Origin of the sequence: Streptomyces sp. NBC_00483 (assembly GCF_036013745.1) — a bacterium.
Classification (GTDB): domain Bacteria; phylum Actinomycetota; class Actinomycetes; order Streptomycetales; family Streptomycetaceae; genus Streptomyces.
In genome coordinates, this window is record NZ_CP107880.1 from 5,610,884 (window position 1) to 5,631,039 (window position 20,156).

The 20,156-nt window shown below is 71.8% G+C and carries 19 protein-coding genes; 14 read left to right on the forward strand and 5 right to left on the reverse strand.

Annotated elements, in window-relative coordinates:
- Positions 1-114 precede the first annotated feature (114 nt).
- Positions 115-975 carry a MaoC family dehydratase gene (locus OHA73_RS25165; RefSeq protein ID WP_327656193.1) on the forward strand — a complete coding sequence of 287 codons (861 nt, stop codon included), beginning with the start codon at positions 115-117 and terminating at the stop codon, positions 973-975.
- A gap of 30 nt (positions 976-1,005) precedes the next feature.
- On the opposite strand, the gene OHA73_RS25170 is transcribed toward OHA73_RS25165, so the two are convergent.
- On the reverse strand, positions 1,006-1,659 hold the full coding sequence (locus OHA73_RS25170; protein WP_266718777.1) for a TetR/AcrR family transcriptional regulator: 654 nt from the start codon (positions 1,657-1,659) through the stop codon (positions 1,006-1,008).
- Positions 1,660-1,834: 175 nt separating this feature from the next.
- Positions 1,835-2,683, reverse strand: coding sequence for a helix-turn-helix domain-containing protein (locus OHA73_RS25175; protein ID WP_267069567.1), 849 nt, complete (start codon positions 2,681-2,683; stop codon positions 1,835-1,837).
- A 245-nt stretch (positions 2,684-2,928) separates the two neighbouring features.
- Here OHA73_RS25175 and OHA73_RS25180 point away from each other — a divergent pair, with 245 nt between their 5' ends.
- Positions 2,929-4,338 carry an MFS transporter gene (locus OHA73_RS25180; RefSeq protein WP_327656194.1) on the forward strand — a complete coding sequence of 470 codons (1,410 nt, stop codon included), beginning with the start codon at positions 2,929-2,931 and terminating at the stop codon, positions 4,336-4,338.
- A 53-nt stretch (positions 4,339-4,391) separates the two neighbouring features.
- Here the strand turns inward: OHA73_RS25180 and OHA73_RS25185 are convergent, their stop codons facing one another.
- A complete protein-coding gene (locus tag OHA73_RS25185; protein WP_267069565.1) occupies positions 4,392-5,222 on the reverse strand; it encodes a helix-turn-helix domain-containing protein in 831 nt (276 codons plus the stop codon).
- A gap of 49 nt (positions 5,223-5,271) precedes the next feature.
- Between OHA73_RS25185 and OHA73_RS25190 the strand changes: the two genes are divergently transcribed.
- Together OHA73_RS25190 and OHA73_RS25195 are read left to right on the forward strand one after the other, a co-directional pair.
- Positions 5,272-5,736 carry a DUF2000 domain-containing protein gene (locus OHA73_RS25190; protein WP_327656195.1) on the forward strand — a complete coding sequence of 155 codons (465 nt, stop codon included), beginning with the start codon at positions 5,272-5,274 and terminating at the stop codon, positions 5,734-5,736.
- Positions 5,737-5,837: 101 nt separating this feature from the next.
- Positions 5,838-7,067: an MFS transporter gene (locus OHA73_RS25195; protein ID WP_267069564.1), complete on the forward strand. Its 1,230-nt coding sequence runs from the start codon at positions 5,838-5,840 to the stop codon at positions 7,065-7,067.
- Positions 7,068-7,239: 172 nt separating this feature from the next.
- Here the strand turns inward: OHA73_RS25195 and OHA73_RS25205 are convergent, their stop codons facing one another.
- Positions 7,240-8,118, reverse strand: a complete 879-nt coding sequence (locus OHA73_RS25205; protein ID WP_327656196.1) for a MurR/RpiR family transcriptional regulator — start codon at positions 8,116-8,118, stop codon at positions 7,240-7,242.
- Between the two features lie 126 nt (positions 8,119-8,244).
- Between OHA73_RS25205 and OHA73_RS25210 the strand changes: the two genes are divergently transcribed.
- The 6 genes from OHA73_RS25210 to OHA73_RS25235 are packed head-to-tail and all read left to right on the forward strand — an operon-like array spanning position 8,245 to position 14,652.
- Entirely contained in the window at positions 8,245-9,399 is a 1,155-nt protein-coding gene (locus OHA73_RS25210) for a C45 family autoproteolytic acyltransferase/hydolase (protein ID WP_266712874.1), read from the forward strand.
- Positions 9,396-11,045: an ABC transporter substrate-binding protein gene (locus OHA73_RS25215; RefSeq protein WP_327656197.1), complete on the forward strand. Its 1,650-nt coding sequence runs from the start codon at positions 9,396-9,398 to the stop codon at positions 11,043-11,045. Before OHA73_RS25210 ends, OHA73_RS25215 begins: the two co-directional genes overlap by 4 nt.
- Positions 11,046-11,055: 10 nt before the next feature.
- Entirely contained in the window at positions 11,056-12,015 is a 960-nt protein-coding gene (locus OHA73_RS25220; protein WP_266718778.1) for an ABC transporter permease, read from the forward strand.
- Entirely contained in the window at positions 12,012-12,854 is an 843-nt protein-coding gene (locus OHA73_RS25225) for an ABC transporter permease (protein ID WP_267069561.1), read from the forward strand. Before OHA73_RS25220 ends, OHA73_RS25225 begins: the two co-directional genes overlap by 4 nt.
- On the forward strand, positions 12,854-13,840 hold the full coding sequence (locus tag OHA73_RS25230; RefSeq protein ID WP_327656198.1) for an ABC transporter ATP-binding protein: 987 nt from the start codon (positions 12,854-12,856) through the stop codon (positions 13,838-13,840). The genes OHA73_RS25225 and OHA73_RS25230 overlap by 1 nt, the downstream gene beginning before the upstream one ends.
- Positions 13,837-14,652: an ABC transporter ATP-binding protein gene (locus OHA73_RS25235; protein ID WP_327656199.1), complete on the forward strand. Its 816-nt coding sequence runs from the start codon at positions 13,837-13,839 to the stop codon at positions 14,650-14,652. The genes OHA73_RS25230 and OHA73_RS25235 overlap by 4 nt, the downstream gene beginning before the upstream one ends.
- A 112-nt stretch (positions 14,653-14,764) precedes the next feature.
- Here the strand turns inward: OHA73_RS25235 and OHA73_RS25240 are convergent, their stop codons facing one another.
- Entirely contained in the window at positions 14,765-14,968 is a 204-nt protein-coding gene (locus OHA73_RS25240; RefSeq protein ID WP_003998944.1) for a cold-shock protein, read from the reverse strand.
- A 291-nt stretch (positions 14,969-15,259) separates the two neighbouring features.
- Between OHA73_RS25240 and OHA73_RS25245 the strand changes: the two genes are divergently transcribed.
- From OHA73_RS25245 to mqnC, 4 genes are all read left to right on the forward strand, one after another.
- Positions 15,260-16,132 carry a menaquinone biosynthetic enzyme MqnA/MqnD family protein gene (locus OHA73_RS25245; RefSeq protein ID WP_267069558.1) on the forward strand — a complete coding sequence of 291 codons (873 nt, stop codon included), beginning with the start codon at positions 15,260-15,262 and terminating at the stop codon, positions 16,130-16,132.
- 289 nt (positions 16,133-16,421) lie between these two features.
- Entirely contained in the window at positions 16,422-18,143 is a 1,722-nt protein-coding gene (locus OHA73_RS25250) for a serine/threonine-protein kinase (RefSeq protein WP_327656200.1), read from the forward strand.
- Positions 18,144-18,176: 33 nt separating this feature from the next.
- Entirely contained in the window at positions 18,177-18,875 is a 699-nt protein-coding gene (locus OHA73_RS25255; protein ID WP_327656201.1) for an A24 family peptidase, read from the forward strand.
- 78 nt (positions 18,876-18,953) lie between these two features.
- Positions 18,954-20,153, forward strand: coding sequence for a cyclic dehypoxanthinyl futalosine synthase (gene mqnC / locus OHA73_RS25260; protein ID WP_266712895.1), 1,200 nt, complete (start codon positions 18,954-18,956; stop codon positions 20,151-20,153).
- Positions 20,154-20,156 lie beyond the last annotated feature (3 nt).

Sequence of the window (20,156 nt, forward strand, 5' to 3'; positions counted from 1 at the left end):
GGGTGGGCAAGGCGGCACCCCGGCGCGGGCAGCGCCCACCGGTCGGCGCCCACCCCGTCGCAGCCCGCACCACAGCTCCCGCAACGACACCCCCACCCCTCACGAGGACCCGCCATGACCCCCCGCACCGTCACCCTCGACCGCACCCCCTCCCTCCTCCCCCTCATGCTCCGCGGCGCCGCCCTCTCCCCGCTCAAGCGGCCGCGCCAGGACGCGCCGCTGCCCGACACCCGGCTCGCCGTCCCCGGCCTCCGCATCACGCAGAACCACCTCACCGCGTACGAACGCGCCTGCGGGTTCGCGACCGAGCGGCCCGAGCTGCCCGTCACGTATCCGCACATCCTGGGCTTCCCGCTGGCCATGCGGCTGATGTCGGAGCGCGCGTTCCCGCTGCCGGTGCTCGGCCTCGTCCACACGTCGATCGCGATCACGCAGCAGCGCGACCTGTCACCCACTGAAACGTTCGAACTGAGCGTCCACGTCAAGGAGTTGCAACCGCACCGCCGCGGCACGGAGGCCGTCGTCGTCACCGAGCTGCACACCGAGGGGGAACCGGTGTGGCAGTCGACCAGTACGTACCTGGCCCGCCACAAGACCTCCACGCCCAAGGGTGAGACGCCCCCGCAGGACACCCCCGCCGAACCGCTCCCCGAGCAGGCCCGCTGGCGGCTCGGCGAGGACCTCGGCCGCCGCTACGCCGCCGCGTCCGGCGACCGCAACCCCATCCACCTGCACCCGCTCACGGCCCGCCTCTTCGGCTTCCCGCGCGCCATCGCCCACGGCATGTGGACGGTGGCCCGCTGCCTGGCCGAGCACAAGACGAACGGGCCCGTCCACGTACAGGCCCGCTTCAAGGCGCCGGTGCTGCTGCCGGGCGAGGTGGTGTACGCGGCGCAGGGCCCGGCCTTCGAACTGCGGGCCGCCGAGGGCGACCGGGTGCACGTCACGGGCGAGGTGCACGGGTTGGCGGGCTAGGGCCTGAACCGAACGACAGGCCCTAGGGCCCTAACGGGCCGACCAGCGCTCCCCGTCCATCAGGTTGCCGAGGCCCGACCAGGAGAAGTTCATCAACGTCGTGGCGGCCTCCTTCGCGGACACCGTCGCGTCGCCGTTCGCCCAGTCCGCCAGCGCCTCCGCCGCGCCGACGAGGGCCTGGGCGAGGCCCGCGACCTCCCGCTCGGCCAGCTCCGGGTTGTCGTGCGCCTCGCGTGCGGCCTCCGCGATCAGATGGGTCACGAACGCCACGATCTCCTCGCGCATCGCGCCGACCTCCGCGACAACGGGGTCCCCCTTGCTCGAACGAAGTTGAGACCCTGAGGAAGAGTCCCCGCCGGAGCGCGCCTGGCTGTGCAGCACCGCCCAGCCGTCGGGTCGTTCGGCGGTGTGCGTGAAGAAGGCGGTCAGGCCCTCCCACAGCTGCCGGTCGGCGGCCACGTCCGTGCGTACGCCCGCCCGGACCGCGTCGACCAGCGCCTCCGCCTCCCGCCGGATGCAGGCGCCGAACAGGTCTTCCTTCGAGTTCAGATACAGATACACCAACGGCTTGGACACGCCCGCCAGTTCGGCGATCTCGTCCATCGACGCGGCCCGGTACCCCCGCTTCCCGAACACCCGCACCGCGGCGTCCAGCATCTGCCGCTCCCGCTCGGCCCGCGGCATCCTCTTCTGCCGCACCACCCCGGACCGCACCTCGCCGCCCACCCCAGCCGCCTTTCCTCGCCCGCTCTGCACGCCTCAGCGTACGCAGCCCGGCGTGACCACCCGCTCCCGAGGACCGGCGGGGACGACACATACCTTGCCCCGACGCTGCGCGTGCGGCGGGGCTCGATGATGCTCAGCGCGGGCTTGCCTGTTGGGGGTCCAGCTTCAGGACCGCCTCCTCGTCCGGCGACCCCGCAGGGGCCTGGTAGACGACCATGCGCTGGCCGCCCGTGCGCGCCAGCTGCATCACCTCGAAGGTGAGCGTCATCGCGCCGACCTTCGGATGGTCGAAGGACTTCGTGCCGCCGCTGCGCTCATGGACGTCGTACCGGTCCCAGATGCGGGTGAAGTCCGGTGACTTCAGGAGGAGTTCGCCGACCAGCGCCGCCATCCGCGGGTCGTCCGCGTCCGTGCCGCCGATGGCCCGCAGGTGGGCGACCGACGCGGTCACCGTCTCCTCCCACGGCACGTACAGGGTCCGCCCGACCGGGTGCAGGAAGAGATAGCGGGTGATGTTGCGCTGCTCGGCCGGCAGGTCCCACAGGCCGGGCAGCAGGCGCCGGCCCGGCGGGTTCGCCGCGAGTACGTAGTTGAAGCGGCTGACCACGTACGCGGGCAGCGGCCGCAGCGCCTCCAGCATCCGGTGCACCGAATCGCGCACCGTGTCGTCGGTGGTGGGGCGGGGCTCGGTGTGCCGGCCCGAGGCCATCTCGGCCAGGTCGTGCAGCCGCTCGTGGGCGTCGCCGCGCAGCCGCAGTGCGTGGGCGATGGCGTCGATCACGGCGGGGGAGGGGTTCGTCTCGCGGCCCCGCTCCAGGCGCGTGTAGTAGTCGACGCTCACTCCGGCGAGCGTCGCCAGCTCCTCGCGCCGCAGCCCGGGCGTGCGCCGCATCCCCGTGCCGGCGGGCAGGCCCGCCTCGGCCGGTGTCACCTGCCCCCTGCGGGCCCGCAGATAGCGGCCCAGTTCCGTGGTCTCAGCCATACGTGCATTGTCCATGCTCGTCGAGCGCGGTGGGGGGCCGTGTCAGGGCCAGGAACGCGGCACCCCGGTGCGGCGCGGTCTGCCACCTTTCGCGCGGCGGCCGCAGAGTTGTCCTCGCTGCGGGTGGCCGGCAGGCGAGGGCCCTTCACGTAAGGGCCCGGGGGCCCAGGGAGTGCATGTCACAGGGCCGCGGCCCGTGCCTGCCGCCCACCCGCACTTCGCACACCACGCCCCAGGAGGACAGCGTGACCACCGTCGCCGCCAGAGCCCGTACTCGTACGCAACCCGTACTCGAAGCCGAGGCCGTACCCGGCCGCACCGGCCGGACCCCCGCCCTCCTCGCCGCGCTGCTCGGCTTCGCCGTGATCACCATCGACGTGTCGGCCGTGAACATCGCCCTGCCGGACATCCGCGACGACCTGCACAGCGGCATGACCGGACTGCAGTGGGTGGCGGACGCGTACACGCTGATGTTCGCCGGTCTGATGCTGTCGGCGGGCGCGCTCAGCGACCGCACCGGAGCCCGCCGCGCCTACGTCCTCGGCACCACCCTCTTCACCCTCGCCTCGCTGGCCTGCGCCGTCGCCCCCGGCCTCGGCGCGCTGATCGCGGCCCGCGTCGTCCAGGGCGGGGCGGCCGCCGTCCTGATGCCCGCGTCGCTCGCGCTGATCCGGGAGGCGTACGACGACGCGCGGCGGCGGGCTCGGGCGATCGCCCTGTGGACGGTCGGCGGTTCGGTGTCGATGGCGGCGGGCCCGGTGCTCGGCGGCGTACTCACCGAACACGTGGGCTGGCGTGCGGTGTTCTTCCTCAACCTGCCCGTGGGCGCGGCCATCCTGCTCCTGCTCACGAAGGTCGCCCCCTCGCCGCGCCGCCCCGCACCACTGGACATCCCCGGCCAGATCACGGCGGTCCTCACCCTCGCGGGCCTGACCTTCGCGGTGATCGAGGGCGGCCGCGCGGGCCTCGCGGCGTTCGCCGTGGCGGTGGTCTCCGCGATCACCTTCTACGTGACCGAGAAGCGCCACCGCGCCCCGATGGTCCCGCTGACCATGCTGCGCGACCGCACGGTCTCGGTGTCCCTCGCGATCGGCTTCGCCACGAACGTCGGCTTCTACGGTGTGGTGTTCCTGCTCGGCCTCTACCTTCAGCAGCTCCGGGGCATGTCCGCGACGGCGGCGGGCCTGGTCTTCGTGCCGCTGGCCGTACTGATCACCGGCACGAACCTGATCTCGCCGCGCGCCGCCGAACGCTTCGGCCGCCGCACGGTCGTCGTCATCGGCCAACTCGTCCTGGCCCTCGCGATGTTCGCCCTGCTGCCCCTGTCCGCGCACACCCCGACCTGGCTGCTCCTGACCCTCCTCGTCCCGACGGGCCTCGGCGGAGCGTTCGCGATCCCGGCGGTGACGGCGATGCTGATGGACGCCGTCCCGGGCCCGCGTGTGGGCACGGCATCCGGCCTCCTCAACGCCCTCCGCCAAACCGGCGGCGCCCTCGCGGTCGCCCTCTTCGGCACCCTCCTCGCCGCCAACGGCGAGGGAACGTTCTCCCTGGGCGGTATGCGGGCGAGCCTGGTGGTGGCGGGTGTGCTGCTGGTGGCGACGGCGGTGTTGAGCGGGGTGCTGCTGCGCAAATCAAGCCCCGCCGGCGATTGAGGCGCGGGGTCCGGGGCAGAGCCCCGAGACGTCAACCCCGGCTGGGCGCAACGTCACCGGCCCCGCGCATAGCGCCCCGGCGGAACCCCCACCACCCGCCTAAAGCACCGCGTCAAATGCGCCTGGTCGTAAAACCCACACGCCTCCGCCACCCCGGCGGGGGCCTGCCCGTCGAGCAGCATCCGCCGCGCCCGATCCACCCGCCGCGACATCAGGTACTGGTGCGGAGCGATCCCGTACGCCGCCCCGAAGGACCGCACCAGATGCGCCGGATGCGCGTGCACAAGCCCCGCCGCCTCCTTCAGCTCGACGCCCTCGGTCACCCGCGCGTCGATCAGCTCCCGCAGCGACGCGGCGACACGACGGTCGGGCACGCGCTTCCGGTGGCCCGGGGCCTCGGCGAGAGCCGGCCGCAACCGCTCGCGGAGCCGTTCGCCGACGAGAGCGAAGCGGGCCGCGGCCTCCAGCTCGTCGCCGGGGTGCGCGAGCGCGGTGTGCAGCTGCCCGATACGTCGCCGTAGCAGCGGATCCACCAGGTCGGGAGTGTCCACGGCGGCCCCGACGAACGACGCGTCGAGCGGCCCGTCCTCCCCGGCCGCCTCCAGATACAGCACCCGCTTGCGGAACCCCTCCGGCGTCGCGGCCTGCCCGTTGTGCGGAACCTGCGGCGGCAGCAGCGAGACGGTGCCGAGCGGCGTCCCGTGCTCGTGCCGCTCCAGGTCGTAGCGGACCGCGCCCTCGTCGACGATGAGCAGCGTCCAGGTGTCGTGCACGTGCATCGGGTAGGCGTGCCGCGTGAAGTGGGCGTGGAAGACCTCCGTGACGCCCGGTACGCGGGGCCGCCACGCGGTGATCTCTTCCCCCGCGGAACCGCCGACTGCCATGCAAAAAACGTACAAGACCGGACGGGAAGGTGGGCGGCAGTCTCAAGCCATGAGCACCGAGACCACCGCCCCCGCACCCGCACCCGCCACCACCCCGGCCCCCGTCCGCTTCGACACGAAGATCGCCGTGCTGCTCCGCGACGACCTGGAGACCTGGCAGCGCCTGAACGTCACGGCCTTCCTCGTCAGCGGCCTCGGCCCCCAGGTGCCCGAGGTGATCGGCGAGCCCTACGAGGACGCGGACGGCACCCCGTACCTGCCGATGTTCCGCCAGCCGGTGCTGGTCTTCGAGGGCGGCAAGGACCTCCTGAAGACCGCCCACGAACGCGCCCTGCGCCGCGCCCTGCCCCGCGCCGTCTTCACGTCCGACCTCTTCGCCACCGGCAACGACACCGACAACAGGGCAGCCGTACGCTCCGTGTCCGCCACCGAACTGGACCTGGTGGGCCTCTCGGTCTACGGCCCGCGCAACGCGGTGGACAAGGTGCTGAAGGGTGCGCGTATGCATCCGTGAGTGTGTTGCGGGTGCCCGGCAGGCAGGGAGGCGATTGGCCCAGCCACGGGCCCCACAAGTTGCCTACTCGCGCAGGAGCGTTCCTCCATAGCGTGAGGAGTATGCCGCCCCGTTCGCCTGTCCGCGCCCTCGCCGCAGCACAGCTGGCCAACTCCGTCGGAGACGGCGTCTACTACGTCACGTCCGCCCTCTACTTCATCCGCGTCGTCGGGCTCTCGCCCACGCAGGTCGGCCTCGCCCTGACGGTGGCGTGGGCCGTGGGCGCGATGGCGGGGGTGCCGCTCGGGGCGGCCGCCGACCGGCGCGGGCCGCGCGGCGCGTCCGTGCTGCTGGCCCTCGGGACGGCGGCGGCCGTGCTGTCCTTCCTGGTCGTCCGTTCGTACGCCGCGTTCCTGCTCGCGCTCGTCGCGTACGCGGTCGCGCAGTGCGGCCTCGCGGCGGCCCGGCAGGCGTTGCTCGCGGGTGTCGTGGAACCGGCCCGGCGCACCGCCGCCCTCGCCCGCCTCCAGTCGACGCTGAACGCGGGCCTGGCGGTCGGCGCGGGCATCGGCGGGCTCGCCCTCCAGCACGACACCCGCGCCGGCTACCTCCTCGTGCTCGCGCTCGACGGCGTCGGCTTCGTGGTCTGCGCGCTGATCCTGTTCCGGCTTCCCGTGGTGCCGCCCGTCCCGGCGCGGGCGGTGAAGGAGCCGCGCCTCGCTGTGCTCCGCGACCGCCCGTACGTCGCCGTGACCGTGCTCAACGCCGTTCTCCTGCTGCGCATGCCGCTGCTCTCGCTCGCGGTGCCGCTGTGGATCGTGACGCACACGGCCGCGCCGGGCTGGCTGGTGTCGGCTCTGTTCGTGCTCAACACCCTTGGCGTGATGGCGTTCCAGGTGCGGATGGCGCGCGGCGTCGACGGTCTGCGCGCCGCCACGCGGACGGTGCGCCGCTCCGGCGCCGTGCTGTTGGCGTCGTGCGTGGTGTTCGCCGCGTCGGCCGGGGGCGGCCTCGGCCCATGGGGCGCGGTGGCGGTCCTCGTCGCGGCCTCGGTCCTCCAGCTCGTGGGTGAGATGCAGCAGTCGGCGGGGTCGTGGCAACTGTCCTTCTCGCTTGCGCCCGCGCACCAAGTAGGCCAGTACCAGGGCTTCTTCGGTACGGGAGTGCCGCTCGCCCGTACGGTCGGCCCGCTCGTCCTGACCGCGCTCCTGGTGACGTGGGGTGTGCCTGGTTGGCTGGTGCTCGGCGCGGTGTTCCTCGCGGCAGGCGCGGCGATGGGGCCGGTGGCGCGCCGGGCCGAGGCCGCTCGGGGCGTTCCTGCGACAGCCCTGCCGGCCGCAGCAGCCCCGTGACCACTGGGCCGGGTCCTCGCGGGGCCGACGGAGGACCCCGTCGAGCTCGCTCCCGGTGACTACCTCTCGTACCCCGGCGACGTACCCCACACGTGCCGGGCGCTGGAGCCGGGCACCACCTGTGTGCTGGTGATGCAGCACACGTAGGCGGTCGTGCGGGCGGCCCCGGCGGCTACTTCTTCCGCCGGTTCAGCAACTGCTCCCGCAACACCGTGAGTTGGTGCGACGTCGACACGGCGAGCCCCTCGTCCAGCGTCGTCATCGCCAGCAGCAGCGCGTCCGCCACCACCAGCGCCGTCAGTGCCTCCGTGGTGATCCCCGTGGGCGTGTGCGGGGCGGTGAGCACCGCGTCGACCCGGTCCCCGTACCGCTCGGCCAGCTCGTCCGTGACCAGGACGACCCGCGCGCCCACCGCCCGCGCCCGGTCGATCAGCACCGTCAACTCGGGCAGATCGCGGCCCGGTTGGAAGATCACGACCGCGTCGCCCTGGCGCAGCCGCAGCAGATGGTCCGCGAGGGCGAACCCGGTGGCCCCGACGTACTGCGCCCTGCGTCCGACCCTGCCGAGCGCCAACGTCAGGTGCCGCGCGGCGAGTTCGGACGCCGCCACCCCGTAGCAGTGGATCTCGCCGGCCTCCGCCAGGATCCCCACCGCCTCCCGCAGTGCCTCGCCGGGCGTCAGGCGCCGGGCGTGCTCGATGCGCTCGGCGGCCTCGTCGAACACCTCGCCCCAGATGGCGTCCAGGTCGCGGCCGACATGGGCGATGCGCCGCTTGAGCCGCACCTCGGGGGCCACGGCGGACGTGAGGTCCGAGGCCAACTCCCGCTTGAGCGCGGGCAGTCCCGCGTACCCGAGCTTCTGCAGGGTCCGCACCACGCTCGCGTTGCTGGTGCCGCTCGCCGTTCCCAGCTCCTGCGCGGAGGCGAAAAGGAGGGACTCGGCCGGGGCGCTGACCAGGTACTGGGCCACCGCCCGCTCGGACGCGGACAGTTCGTCCCAGCGTTCGCGCACGGCGCCGCGCAGCCGGGCGGCCCCATCGGTAATTTCCATTACAGCTATTGACTCTCGTGTGATGGCCGTTACTCTCCTGGACAACGCATTCCAAGTGGAGAGCATCTCGTAATCGACGTTACAGCACGGTTTCGGGAGCGAGTCCTCTCCGTGGCGAGGAGAACCATGGCATCCCGGACCCTCCCGGTCATCGACATCAGCGGCACCCCTCTCGAGCGCGGCCGCCAGTACGGCGAGGCCGTCAGGCCTCAACTGGGCGCCGCCATCGGCTACTACGAGCAGGCCTTCGGCCAGTCGGCCGGCCTGACCTGGGACCGGGTCACCGCACGCGCGGCCCGCTGGCTGGAGCCGGTGCGCGACTACGCCCCCGAACTCCTCGACGAAATGCGGGGCATAGCCGACGGCGCGGGCGTCGACGTCCTCGACGTCCTCGCGCTCAACGCCCGCGGCGAGGTCATCTACGACCGCTCCTTCAAGGACATGGCCGCCAAGGAGGAACCGGAGGAGCCCGCCGAGGGCTGCACCTCCTTCGCCGCGTACGGCGAGGCCAGCGGCGACGGTCACGTCTGGGCCGGTCAGAACTGGGACTGGCGGGCCGGCGTCGCCGACACCGTCGTCATGATCCGGATCGAGCAGCCGCCCAAGCCCACCGTGATCATGCAGGTGGAGGCCGGCCAGATAGGCCGCCAGGGCGCCAACTCCGCCGGCATCGCCCTCAACGCCAACGGCCTCGGCGGTCGGTTCAGCGAGGCGATCGGCCTCCCGCAGACCGTCATCCGGCGCAGCGTCCTCGACACCCACACGGTCACCGACGCCCTCGACATCCTCTGCCGCACCCGCGCCCACATCGCCAGCAACGCCCTGCTGACCTGCCGCGAGGGCTTCGCGGTCGACCTGGAGACGACCCCGGCGAGCATCGGCTGGATGCATCCGACCGACGGCCTCCTGGTCCACGGCAACCACTACCAGGCAGGCGTCCCGGCCGCCCTCGCCGCCGACTACCGCCCCATGTCGTCCGACTCCCTCCTGCGCGTCCCCCGCGCCGAACAGGGCCTCGCCGCCCTGCGCGGCTCCACCGGCGCCGACGAGTCCCGCAAGCTCATCAAGCAGGCCATGTCGGACCACCTCGGCCTGCCCGAGTCGCTGTGCACGCACCCCGACGTCCGCAAGCCGGAGGTCAAGCACTGGATGACGCTCGTCTCCTCCTGCGTCGACCTGACGACCGGCGACTACCACGTCACCGCCGGCACCCCCTGCGACCGCGAATACCAGCACCTGCCCTGGAACCTCTACGACGGCCCGTACGGAGATGCCGGATGACGACGACAAGACGACGGGCGGCGGTGGCCGTGGTCGTCGCCGCGACCCTTCTCGCCGCCACCGGCTGCGCGGGCGCCGATCGCCCCACCGGGGGCGCCGCCCCGGTCGACGCGTCCAAGCTGAAACTCGACGCGACGACCCCGGCCGCCAACGGGCCGCTCACCAAGGCGAATTGGCTCCTGGAGAACGAACCGGACTCCCTCGACCTCGACTCCCAGGGCTCCAGCTCGGGCCGCATCGTCCTCACCAGCGTCTGCGAGCGCCTCTACCAGCTCCAGCCGGACATGACGACGAAGCCGTTCCTGGCGAAGAAGGCCGTCACCTCCGACGGCGGCCGCAAGCTCACCTTCACCCTCCGCGACGACGTCACCTTCCACGACGGTACGAAGATGACGGCGGACGACGTCCTGTGGTCGCTGAAGCGGCACGCGTCCAAGGACATGGAGCAGTCGGACGAGTTCGAGAACGTCACGTCGATGAAGAAGACGGCCGCCAACCAGGTCACCGTCACCTTCGAAGCACCCGACGCGATGTTCCTGAAGGCCATGGCGGGCGACGCGGGCATCGTCTGGAACAAGGCCCAAGTCGCCAAGTCCGGCAAGGAGTTCGGCACTCCCGGCCAGCCCGACGCCTGCTCGGGCCCGTACGAACTCGCCGGCTGGAAGTCCGGCGACTCGATCACCATTCGCGCCGCGAAGGACTACTGGGGCAAGCAGCCCCTCACCCGCCAGATCGTCTTCCACTGGGCCACCGACAGCGCCTTCGTCAACGCACTCAAGACGGGCGCCGCCGACGGCGCCTACGCCGACGCCCCGAACACGGCCGCGGCCCTGCGCGCCGACAAGGACCTCAAGCAGTACTACGGTCCGTCGACCGCCTCGCTCGTCCTCATCCCGACCGACCGAGGCGGCCTCACCGACCCGAGGATCCGCCGCGCCCTCTCCCTCGCGCTCGACCGCAGGGGCATCGCGGAGTCCGGCTACGGCGGTCTCGTCCAGCCGTGGGCGTCCCCGGTCGGCTCCGGCGCCTGGGGCTACGAGAAGGCCGAATTCGCCGCCGCACAGAAGAAGTTGGACAGGCTCGCCCCCGCCTCGCCCAGCGACGCCGACCTCGCCGCGGCCAAGAAACTGGTGAAGGCGGCAGGCGCCCCCACCGACCCCGTCGTCATCGGCGCCGACGCCAGCCAGGGCCGCACCGTCATCGCCAACGCGACCCGCGCCGCCCTCCAGAGCATCGGCATCCGCGCCGAGATCAAGACGGTGCCGCCCGCCGAGTTCGAGGAGTTCTACAGCGACCCGACGGCCCGCGCCGACATCGACGTACTCGCAGGTGACTGGTACATCTCCAAGGCCGACCCGATGGGCTTCTACGACAACGGCCTGTCCGACTCCTCGAACAACTGGGTCCACTACAAGAGCAAGACGTACGACGCCCAGGTGAAGCAGGCCCTGTCCACCCTCGACGACACCAAGCGCGCCGCGCTCGCCGTCGACGTACAGCAGAAGTTCGTCGAGTCGGCGGTCTGGATCCCGCTCGCGCAGGTCCCCACCATCCTCGTCCTGAACAAGAAGCTGGCCGGCCCCACCGCCTCCCAGGCCTACCTCTATTACCCCTGGGCCACCCAACTCGGCGTAAGAAAGGGCTAGTCGACACATGATGCCCCTTGCCCTCGTCACGCGCCTCGCCCGCCGCATCGCCGGCCTCGTGGCGACCCTCTTCGCCGCGTCGTTCGTCATCTTCGCCGCCGTGTACGCGGCCCCCGGCGACCCCGCCGTCTTCCTCGCGGGCGGCCGCGACAAGCTCACCCCCGAACGTCTCGCGCAGGTCCGCGAGCAGTACCACCTCGACGAACCGCTCGTCGTCCAGTACGGCCGCTGGCTGTGGGACACCGTCCACCTCGACCTCGGCCGCTCCTTCAAATACAGCGACCAGGTGGCGGACCTGATCGCCTCCCGCCTGCCCTCCACCCTCGAACTCGTCGCGTACGCCACCGTGTTGTACGTGGTCTTCGGGGTCGGCGCCGGGATCCTCGCGGCGGTGCGGCGCTCGACATGGGTCGACTCGGCGGTGGTCGGCGGCACGACGCTCGCCGCCTCCGTCCCCTCGTTCGTGGCCGCGATCGCGCTGGTCTCGCTGTTCGGTGTGCAGCTCGGCTGGTTCCCGGTGACCGGCTCGGGCTCCGGCCTCGCCGGCACCCTGCACCACCTGACCCTGCCCGCGGTCTCCCTCGCCCTCGGCGCGCTCGCCATCATCAGCCGCGTCACCCGGCAGGCCATGGCGGACGCCGCCGCATCCGACCACGTCGAGGCGGCCCGCGCCTCCGGCGTCCCGGAACGCGAGATCGTCCGCCGGCACGTCCTGCGCAACGCGCTCGGGCCCATCGTCACCATGTGCGGCCTGGTCATGGCGGGCATGCTCGCCGGCACGGTCGTCGTCGAGACGGCCTTCGGTATCAGCGGCATCGGCTCGCTGCTCGTCAACGCGATCAACACCCACGACTTCCCGGTCGCCCAGGCCGTCCTGCTGCTGATGGTCACCGGATACGTCGTCGTGACGACGCTCGTCGACCTCGTGCACCCCCTCCTGGACCCGAGAGTGAAGGAGGCCCACGCATGACGGCGGCCCTCAGCCTGACCCCGGTCAGCACCACGCGGCGCCCCCTCGGCGTCACGCTCGCGGGAGCGGTGCTCGCGCTCGTCGTGCTCGCGGCGCTCGCCGCGCCCCTGCTCGCGCCCTACGCACCCGACGCCATCGACCTCTCCGCCTCCCTCGTCGGCACCGGCGCAGACCACCTCCTCGGCACCGACTCCTCCGGCCAGGACCTGCTCTCCCGCGTGCTCTACGGCGCCCGGTCCAGCCTCGTCGCACCGGTCGCGCTGCTCGCGGTGGCCGCGGCCCTCGGGGTGACGCTCGGAGTGCTCGCCGCATGGCGCGGCGGTTGGGTCGACACGCTCGTCTCCCGCCTCACCGACGTGATGTACGCCTTCCCCGGCCTGCTCTTCACGGTCCTGATCATCGCGGTGTTCGGCGCCGGCATGACGACCTCGGTCCTCGCCCTCGGCCTCGCCTTCACCCCGACCATCGCCAAGTACACCCGCTCCCTCGCCCTCTCCGAGGCCCGCAAGCCGTACGTCGACGCGTACCGGGTGCAGGGCATGGGCGGCGCCCGGATCTGCGCGCTGCACCTGGTCCCGAACCTCGGCCGGTCGATCCTCGGCTACCTCGTCGTCCTCTTCGGCGAGGCCCTGATGTCGCTCGCGACCCTCTCCTATCTGGGCTTCGGCGCCCAACCGCCGTCCTCCGACTGGGGGCTGATGGTCCAGGAGGGCCAGGCCGCGATCGTGCAGGGCGCGCTGCTGCCCGCCATGGTCCCCGGCACGGCCATCGCCCTGGTCGTCGTCTCCTTCAACGTCGTCGGGGTGTGGGCCGCCGACCGCCTCGGAAAGCAGGACTGATGACGAAGCTGCTCTCGATCGAGGACCTCACGGTCACGGTCCCCGGCGCCGCCCGCCCCCTCCTCGACTCGGTCTCCCTGAACGTCGCCGAGGGCGAAGTCGTCGGCCTGGTGGGGGAGTCGGGCTCGGGCAAGTCGACGACGGCGAAGGCGGCGCTCGGGCTGCTGCCGGAGGGGTCGACCACCACGGGGACGGTGCGGGTCGAAGGCTCGGACGTGCTTTCGCTGCGCGGTGAGGAGCTGCGGCGGCACAGGTCGGCCACGGTCGCGATGATCCACCAGGACCCGCGGGCCGCGCTGAACCCGGTGCGCCGCATCGGTGACTTCCTGACGGAACGCGGTGCGACGAAGGACGAGGCGCTCGACCTGCTCGCCGCGGTCGGCCTGCCCGACCCCGCGCGGCACCTCCGTCAACGCCCGCACGAACTGTCCGGCGGCATGCTCCAACGCGTCGTCATCGCGGGTGCGTTGGCGGCCCGGCCCCGGCTCCTCCTCGCCGACGAGGCGACCAGTGCGCTCGACGTGACGACCCAGGCGGAGATCCTCACGCAGCTCCGCAAGGCCCGGGAGTCCCGGGGCGCCGGTCTCCTCTTCATTACGCACGACCTGCATCTGGCGGCGGCCTACTGCGACCGGGTCCACGTCATGTACGCGGGCCGCGTGGTCGAACACCGGGCGGCGAAGGCCCTGTTCACGGCGCCGGCCCATCCGTACACCCGGGGCCTCCTCGCCTGCTCCCCGACGCTGGGCGAGCCCGGTCCCCTGGACCCGATCCCGGGCCGCCCACCGTCCCTCTCGGATGCGTTCGAGGGCTGCCCGTTCGTGGACCGGTGCGGGGAGGCGGAGGACGCGTGCGCCACGTGGCACCCGGAACCGAGCCCTGTACGTGGTGGCGGAACGGTCACGTGCCGCCGCACCGCGCCTCAAACGCCGGCGGGGCTTGATTTGGTGCCGCGCAACGACAACGAGGGGGCAGGGCCCAAGTGAGCACGCAAGCACCACTCCTGGAGGTCACGGACCTCCGTAAGACGTACCCGCTCCCCGGTGGCGGCAGCCACACCGCCGCGGAGGGGATCACGTTCGACCTCACCCCCGGCGGGGCGATGGGCATCGTCGGTGAGTCCGGTTCCGGCAAGACCACCGTCGCCCGCATGCTCGTCGGCCTCGTCCGCCCGGACCACGGCACGATCAAACTCGACGGCACCCCACGCACCGGCAAACAACCGCGCGGCAAGGCGCCCCGCCTCGCCAGGGCCCGCCAGATCCAGATGGTGTTCCAGGACCCCTACGTCTCCCTGGACCCCCGCCTCACCGCGGAACAATGCCTCCGCTCGGCCCTCCACCTGCACGGCCGCGACGAATCCACCGCGACGGAACTCCTCGACCAGGTGGGCCTGGGGGAGCGGGAGGCCGGGGCCCGCCCCCGCCACCTCTCCGGCGGCCAGCGCCAACGCCTGGCCATCGCCCGCGCACTCGCCGTCGACCCCCGCGTCCTCGTCCTCGACGAGGCCGTCGCCGCGCTCGACGTCTCCATCCAGGCGCAGATCCTGCGGCTCCTCGACGAGATCCGCCGGGACACCGGAGTGGCCCTGGTCTTCGTCAGCCACGACCTGGCCGTCGTCCAGCACGTCACGGACGAGGTCCTGGTGATGCGGCGCGGCAAGGTGGTCGAACGAGGGCCCACGCACCGCGTCCTGAGCGAGCCCACCGACCCGTACACACGGCTGCTGCTCGCCTCGGTGCCGGGCCGCGACTGGGACCCGGCGGACGCGGTCGCGGCCCGCGCCGCACTCACGTAGAAGGCACCCGGAAAAGGCAGGAGCCCCGCTGCCATAAGGCGCGGGGCTCCTTGGGTACTGCGCTAGGTTCCGGATCAGAACACGGCAACTACCACCGTGTGATCGCGAACGATCAGACGGGGGTGACGTTCTCCGCCTGCGGGCCCTTCGGACCCTGCGTGACGTCGAAGCTCACGGCCTGGTTCTCCTCGAGGGAGCGGAAGCCGCTTGCGTTGATCGCGGAGTAGTGGACGAAAACGTCCGGGCCGCCGCCTTCCTGGGCGATGAAGCCAAAGCCCTTTTCAGCGTTGAACCACTTCACGGTTCCGGTAGCCATAAGCCCTCCTATGGGCCATAGGGTCGCCCTGCTCCAGAACCTGCAAATGCACTTGCGAACAACTGCAAAAGTCTGAAAACGACGAGAGCCCGCGGTCACATGCTCCGCAGGCTCTGTACTGCAAGGGAAACCAAACTGCAACTTGCGGCGAGCCTAGCACGCAGGCAGCCGAATGCAATAGAGGGCAAGATCACGTCACTCGCAGGTTTGAAGGGGTCCCGGTGAGGGTTGACCCGAGGACGTGGCTGACCCGGATCCTGCACCGTACAGCATGGGGTTTACTGTCGCGATGTGGACAATTCTCCCGAGACCCTGAAGGCCGCGCGGCGCACTCGTCCGCGAGTGGGCCACATCCAGTTCCTGAACTGCATGCCCCTGTACTGGGGGCTTGCCAGGACGGGCTCGCTCCTGGACTTCGAGCTGACGAAGGACACGCCGGAGAAGCTGAGCGAGCAGCTGGTGAACGGTGACCTCGACATCGGTCCTATCACCCTCGTCGAGTTCCTCAAGGCGGCCGACGACCTCGTCGCGTTCCCGAACCTCGCCGTGGGCTGCGACGGCCCCGTGATGTCCTGCGTGATCGTCTCGCAGGTCCCCCTCGACCAGCTCGACGGCCGGCGGGTGGCCCTCGGGTCCACCTCCCGTACGTCGGTCAGGCTGGCGCAGCTGCTGCTGGCCGAGCGCTTCGGCGTACAGCCCGACTACTACACGTGCCCGCCCGACCTGGGCCTGATGATGCAGGACGCGGACGCGGCCGTGCTCATCGGGGACGCGGCGCTGCGGGCCAATCTGCACGACGCCCCGCGGCTCGGCCTCCAGGTGCACGACCTGGGCGCGCTGTGGAAGGAGTGGACGGGGCTGCCGTTCGTCTTCGCGGTGTGGGCGGCGCGCAAGGAGTACGTGGAGCGCGAGCCGGAGATCACCCAGAAGGTGCACGAGGCGTTCCTGGCCTCGCGCGACCTCTCCCTTGAGGAGGTCACCAAGGTCGCCGAGCAGGCGGCGCGCTGGGAGGTCTTCGACGAGAGGATCCTCGAGGAGTACTTCACGACGCTCGACTTCCGCTTCGGGCCCGCGCAGCTGGAAGGCGTCACGGAGTTCGCGCGGCGGGTCGGCCCCACGACGGGATTTCCCGCGGATGTACGGGTCGAGCTGCTGACGCCGTGAATTCCGCCTGAGTGCGATCGTGGTCCGGCGCACTTCGGCATCTTCGGCGTCTCTTCGGCGTCTCTTCGGTGTTCTCCGGCGTTCTACGGCGCGGGATTCCTGGAACCTTGTACGGGAATTCCGCGCCGGTGGGTGAATTCGGTACGAATTCACGGTGATCAGCCCTGTACTCCCGATGTGTTCCGGATGCGTTCCAGATGTGTTCCGGAGCGTTCGAGAGGCATGTGCGCGGGCGATGCGCGGGGCTACGCTGCTGGTGCGTGCGTGCACATTGGGGGAGGTCCGCATCATGCAGCCGCTTCAGACTGGCGAACCCACGGCTGTGGGGCCCTACCGGTTGCTCGGCAGGATCGGTTCGGGCGGCATGGGCCGGGTGTACCTGGGCCGCAGCGCCGGAGGGCGCACCGTCGCCGTCAAGATCGTGCACCCGCACTTCGCGCTCGACGACGAATTCCGGGCGCGCTTCAAGCGTGAGGTGCAGGCGGCCCGCCGGGTGGGCGGCGCCTGGACGGCGCCGGTGCTCGACGCCGACCCGGACGCCGAGGTGCCGTGGGTGGCGACGGGATACGTCGCCGGCCCCTCGCTCACCCGGGCCGCGGGCGACGGCGCGGGCCTGCCCGAGCACTCCGTACGGGTCCTGGGGGCCGGCCTCGCCGAGGCGCTCGCGGCGGTGCACGGCCTGGGGCTCGTGCACCGCGACGTAAAACCCTCGAACGTGCTGCTGACCCTGGACGGGCCGCGGCTCATCGACTTCGGTATCGCCCGCGCCACCGACGGCACGGCCTCGCTCACCTCCACCGGCGTCTCCATCGGCTCGCCCGGCTACATGTCGCCCGAGCAGATCCTCGGCAAGGCCGTCACGGGCGCCGCGGACGTCTTCTCGCTCGGCGCGGTCCTCGTGTACGCGGCGTCGGGGTCGTCCCCCTTTCCCGGTGACTCGTCGGCCGCGCTCCTCTACAAGGTCGTCCACGAGCAGCCCGAACTGGGCGCGCTGACAGGGGAGCTGCGCGAGGTCGCCGCGGCCTGCCTCTCGAAGGACCCGGCCGTCCGCCCCACCCCCGAGGAGGTCGCCCGGCGACTCGCCCCGGAGGGCGCGGCCCGTCTCGTGCAGGCGGGGTGGCTGCCGGGCCCGATGGTGGAGGAGGTCTCGCGCGGCGCGGTGCGGCTCCTGGACCTGGAGGGCACGCCCGCCGACGTCCCGCACTCGGGGCCGACGGAGTTCAGCAGCCCTGCCGTGTCCGGGAGTTCGCGGCCTTCGGAGTTCAGTAGCCCCTCTGTTCCTGGGAGTTCGCGGCCCGGGGAGTTCAGCAACCCCGCCACCCCCGGGAGTTCGCGGCCCGCAGGCGTCTTCGGGCCGCCGGATCCCGCGTACGCGCCCGTGCCCACGCCCCGTACGGAGGGGGCACCCACCGAGGGGTCGCCACAGGACGCCGTACCGGGGCGTCTGTCGATGTCCGTGACGGCGACCTCGACCCCCGACAAGCCGAACGGCCGTGGCCGCCGGGTCAGTTGCACGCTGGCGCTCTCCGTGGCGGGTGCGCTGGCGGCGGTGACCGTCGGCGGGGTGGTCCTGTTCAACGTGCTGCCGGGCGAGGGCGGCGGCGACCAGGGCAGCGCGGGCGACGCCAGGCCCACCGCGTCCGCGGCGTCGAAGGCACCCGGTGTGCCGAAGTTCTACGTGGGGTCGTGGGACGGGCCAGCGAAGCAGGCGGGGATCTCCTTCGGCACGTTCCACGTCGACCTGAAGCAGGCCCGGGTCGGCAAGCAGGTCGGCAAGGTGACGTCGACGGACCCGCTGGGCATCCAGTGCGTCGACGTACTGACCCTGAAGTCCGCCGACGGAAAGGCACTGGTCGCCGCCGGCAAAGCCGCACCCGGCAACCCGGGGACCTGCGCGACCGGCCGGCACACCGTGCGCCTCACCCCGGACGGTGCGTCCCTCAAGTACACCTCGCGGTACCCGGCCGCCGGCAATCCCACGGCGGACCTCGACCGGGTCAAGAGCGGCTGAGGCGGCGCGGGGGACGTGGTGCAGGGGGACGTTTTGATCGCCACCGAGGCCGGTGCGCCGGTCGTGCTGGTCGCGCTCGCCGCACTGTGGGGCGCGGCCTGGGGGCTGCTCCTGCCGCGGCCCGCGTACCGGCTGTCCGTCGAACCGGGGGAGCCGTGGCGCCCGGCCCGCGGCTGGCTGGGGGTCCGGCCGGGGCCTCGGGCCTCCGGGCTCGCCGCCGTCACCGCGCTCGTCTGCGCGCTGCTCGCCGTCGCCACCGGCACCCGGCCCGAACTCGGCGCCTGGCTGCTGCTCGCGCCGCTCGGCGTGCTGCTGGCCACCGTCGACTTCGCGGTGAAGCGGCTGCCGGACGTGCTCACGCTGCCGCTCGCCGGGCTCACCCTGCTCGCGCTCGGCGGGGCTGCGCTGCTGCCGGAGGCCGGCGGGGCGTTCAGCGGCACGCTGTGGGGCGCGCTCGGGCTCGGCGGCGGATATCTGCTGCTTCTGCTCGCCTACCCGAAGGGGATGGGCTTCGGTGACGTGAAGCTGGCGGTGGGACTCGGCGCGGCGCTCGGCTGGTACGGGTGGGGCGTGCTGTTCCTGGGGGCGTTCGCCGGAGTGTTGTTCAACGGCCTGTACGCCCTGGTGCTCGTCGTCGCGCGGCGGGCGGGACGCAAGAGCGAGATCCCTTTCGGCCCCTTCATGATTCTGGGCGCCCTCGCGGGGGTTCTGCTGGGTGGCCTGGGGGCCTGACGTACGCTGAGATTTCAGCTCAGACTCGTCGAGACTCCGGCTCGGACTCGGCAGGATCCTCCGAAAGGGGCTCGCCCGGTGACCGAGAAGGCCGCGCTTCAGTCCGTCCTCGACCGCGCCGCCGACGGTGGGCGGATCACCCCCGAGGAGGCCGTCGCCCTCTACCGCGACGCCCCGCTGCACGCGCTCGGCGCCGCCGCCGACGCGATCCGCCGCCGTAAGTACGCGGGCATCGAGCACATCGCGACGTACATCATCGAGCGGAACATCAACTACACGAACGTGTGCGTCACGGCGTGCAAGTTCTGCGCCTTCTACGCGGCCCCCAAGGACACCAAGAAGGGCTGGAGCCGCGACCTCGAGGACATCCTGCGCCGCTGCGCCGAGACCATCGAGCTCGGTGGCACGCAGATCATGTTCCAGGGCGGGCACCACCCGGACTACGGGGTCGAGTACTACGAGGAGCACTTCGGCGCCATCAAGAAGGAGTACCCGGAGCTCGTCATCCACAGCCTGGGCGCTTCCGAGGTCGAGCACATGGCGCGGATCTCCAAGGTGTCGGTCGAGGAGGCGATCCAGCGGATCCACACCGCGGGGCTCGACTCCTTCGCGGGCGCCGGCGCGGAACTCCTCCCGGAGCGTCCCCGCAAGGCGATCGCTCCTCTCAAGGAGTCCGGCGAGCGCTGGCTGGAGATCATGGAGACCGCGCACCGCCTCGGTGTCGAGTCCACCTCCACCATGCTCATGGGCACCGGCGAGACGAATGCCGAGCGCATCGAGCACCTGCGCATGATCCGCGACACACAGGACAAGACGGGCGGCTTCCGCGCGTTCATCCCGTACACGTACCAGCCGGAGAACAACCACCTGAAGGGCCGCACGCAGGCGACGCTCTTCGAGTACCTGCGGATGATCGCGATCGCCCGGATCTTCCTGGACAACGTCCAGCACATCCAGGGTTCGTGGCTGACCACCGGCAAGGAGGTCGGCCAGCTGTCGCTGCACTACGGCGCCGACGACCTCGGCTCGATCATGCTGGAGGAGAACGTCGTCTCCTCCGCCGGTGCCAAGCACCGCTCCAACCGCATGGAGATCATCGACCTGATCCGCAAGGCCGGCCGCGTCCCCGCGCAGCGCGCCACGACCTACGAGCACCTCGTCGTGCACGACGACCCGGCGAACGACCCGGTCGACGACCGCGTCACCTCGCACATCTCGTCGACGGCGATCGACGGCGGGACGGCTCACCCCGAGCTGAAGCTCGTCTCCACCAACTGAGCC

Coding starts and splice junctions, on each gene's coding strand:
- OHA73_RS25175 (WP_267069567.1), bottom strand. CDS start 2,683: ATGGCTGAGACCACGGAACTGGGCCGCTATCTGCGGGCCCGCAGGGGG.
- OHA73_RS25250 (WP_327656200.1), top strand. CDS start 16,422: ATGCAGCCGCTTCAGACTGGCGAACCCACGGCTGTGGGGCCCTACCGG.
- OHA73_RS25240 (WP_003998944.1), bottom strand. CDS start 14,968: ATGGCTACCGGAACCGTGAAGTGGTTCAACGCTGAAAAGGGCTTTGGC.
- OHA73_RS25170 (WP_266718777.1), bottom strand. CDS start 1,659: ATGCCGCGGGCCGAGCGGGAGCGGCAGATGCTGGACGCCGCGGTGCGG.
- OHA73_RS25210 (WP_266712874.1), top strand. CDS start 8,245: ATGGCATCCCGGACCCTCCCGGTCATCGACATCAGCGGCACCCCTCTC.
- OHA73_RS25215 (WP_327656197.1), top strand. CDS start 9,396: ATGACGACGACAAGACGACGGGCGGCGGTGGCCGTGGTCGTCGCCGCG.
- OHA73_RS25195 (WP_267069564.1), top strand. CDS start 5,838: ATGCCGCCCCGTTCGCCTGTCCGCGCCCTCGCCGCAGCACAGCTGGCC.
- OHA73_RS25165 (WP_327656193.1), top strand. CDS start 115: ATGACCCCCCGCACCGTCACCCTCGACCGCACCCCCTCCCTCCTCCCC.
- OHA73_RS25230 (WP_327656198.1), top strand. CDS start 12,854: ATGACGAAGCTGCTCTCGATCGAGGACCTCACGGTCACGGTCCCCGGC.
- OHA73_RS25185 (WP_267069565.1), bottom strand. CDS start 5,222: ATGGCAGTCGGCGGTTCCGCGGGGGAAGAGATCACCGCGTGGCGGCCC.
- OHA73_RS25220 (WP_266718778.1), top strand. CDS start 11,056: ATGCCCCTTGCCCTCGTCACGCGCCTCGCCCGCCGCATCGCCGGCCTC.
- OHA73_RS25190 (WP_327656195.1), top strand. CDS start 5,272: ATGAGCACCGAGACCACCGCCCCCGCACCCGCACCCGCCACCACCCCG.
- OHA73_RS25205 (WP_327656196.1), bottom strand. CDS start 8,118: ATGGAAATTACCGATGGGGCCGCCCGGCTGCGCGGCGCCGTGCGCGAA.
- OHA73_RS25225 (WP_267069561.1), top strand. CDS start 12,012: ATGACGGCGGCCCTCAGCCTGACCCCGGTCAGCACCACGCGGCGCCCC.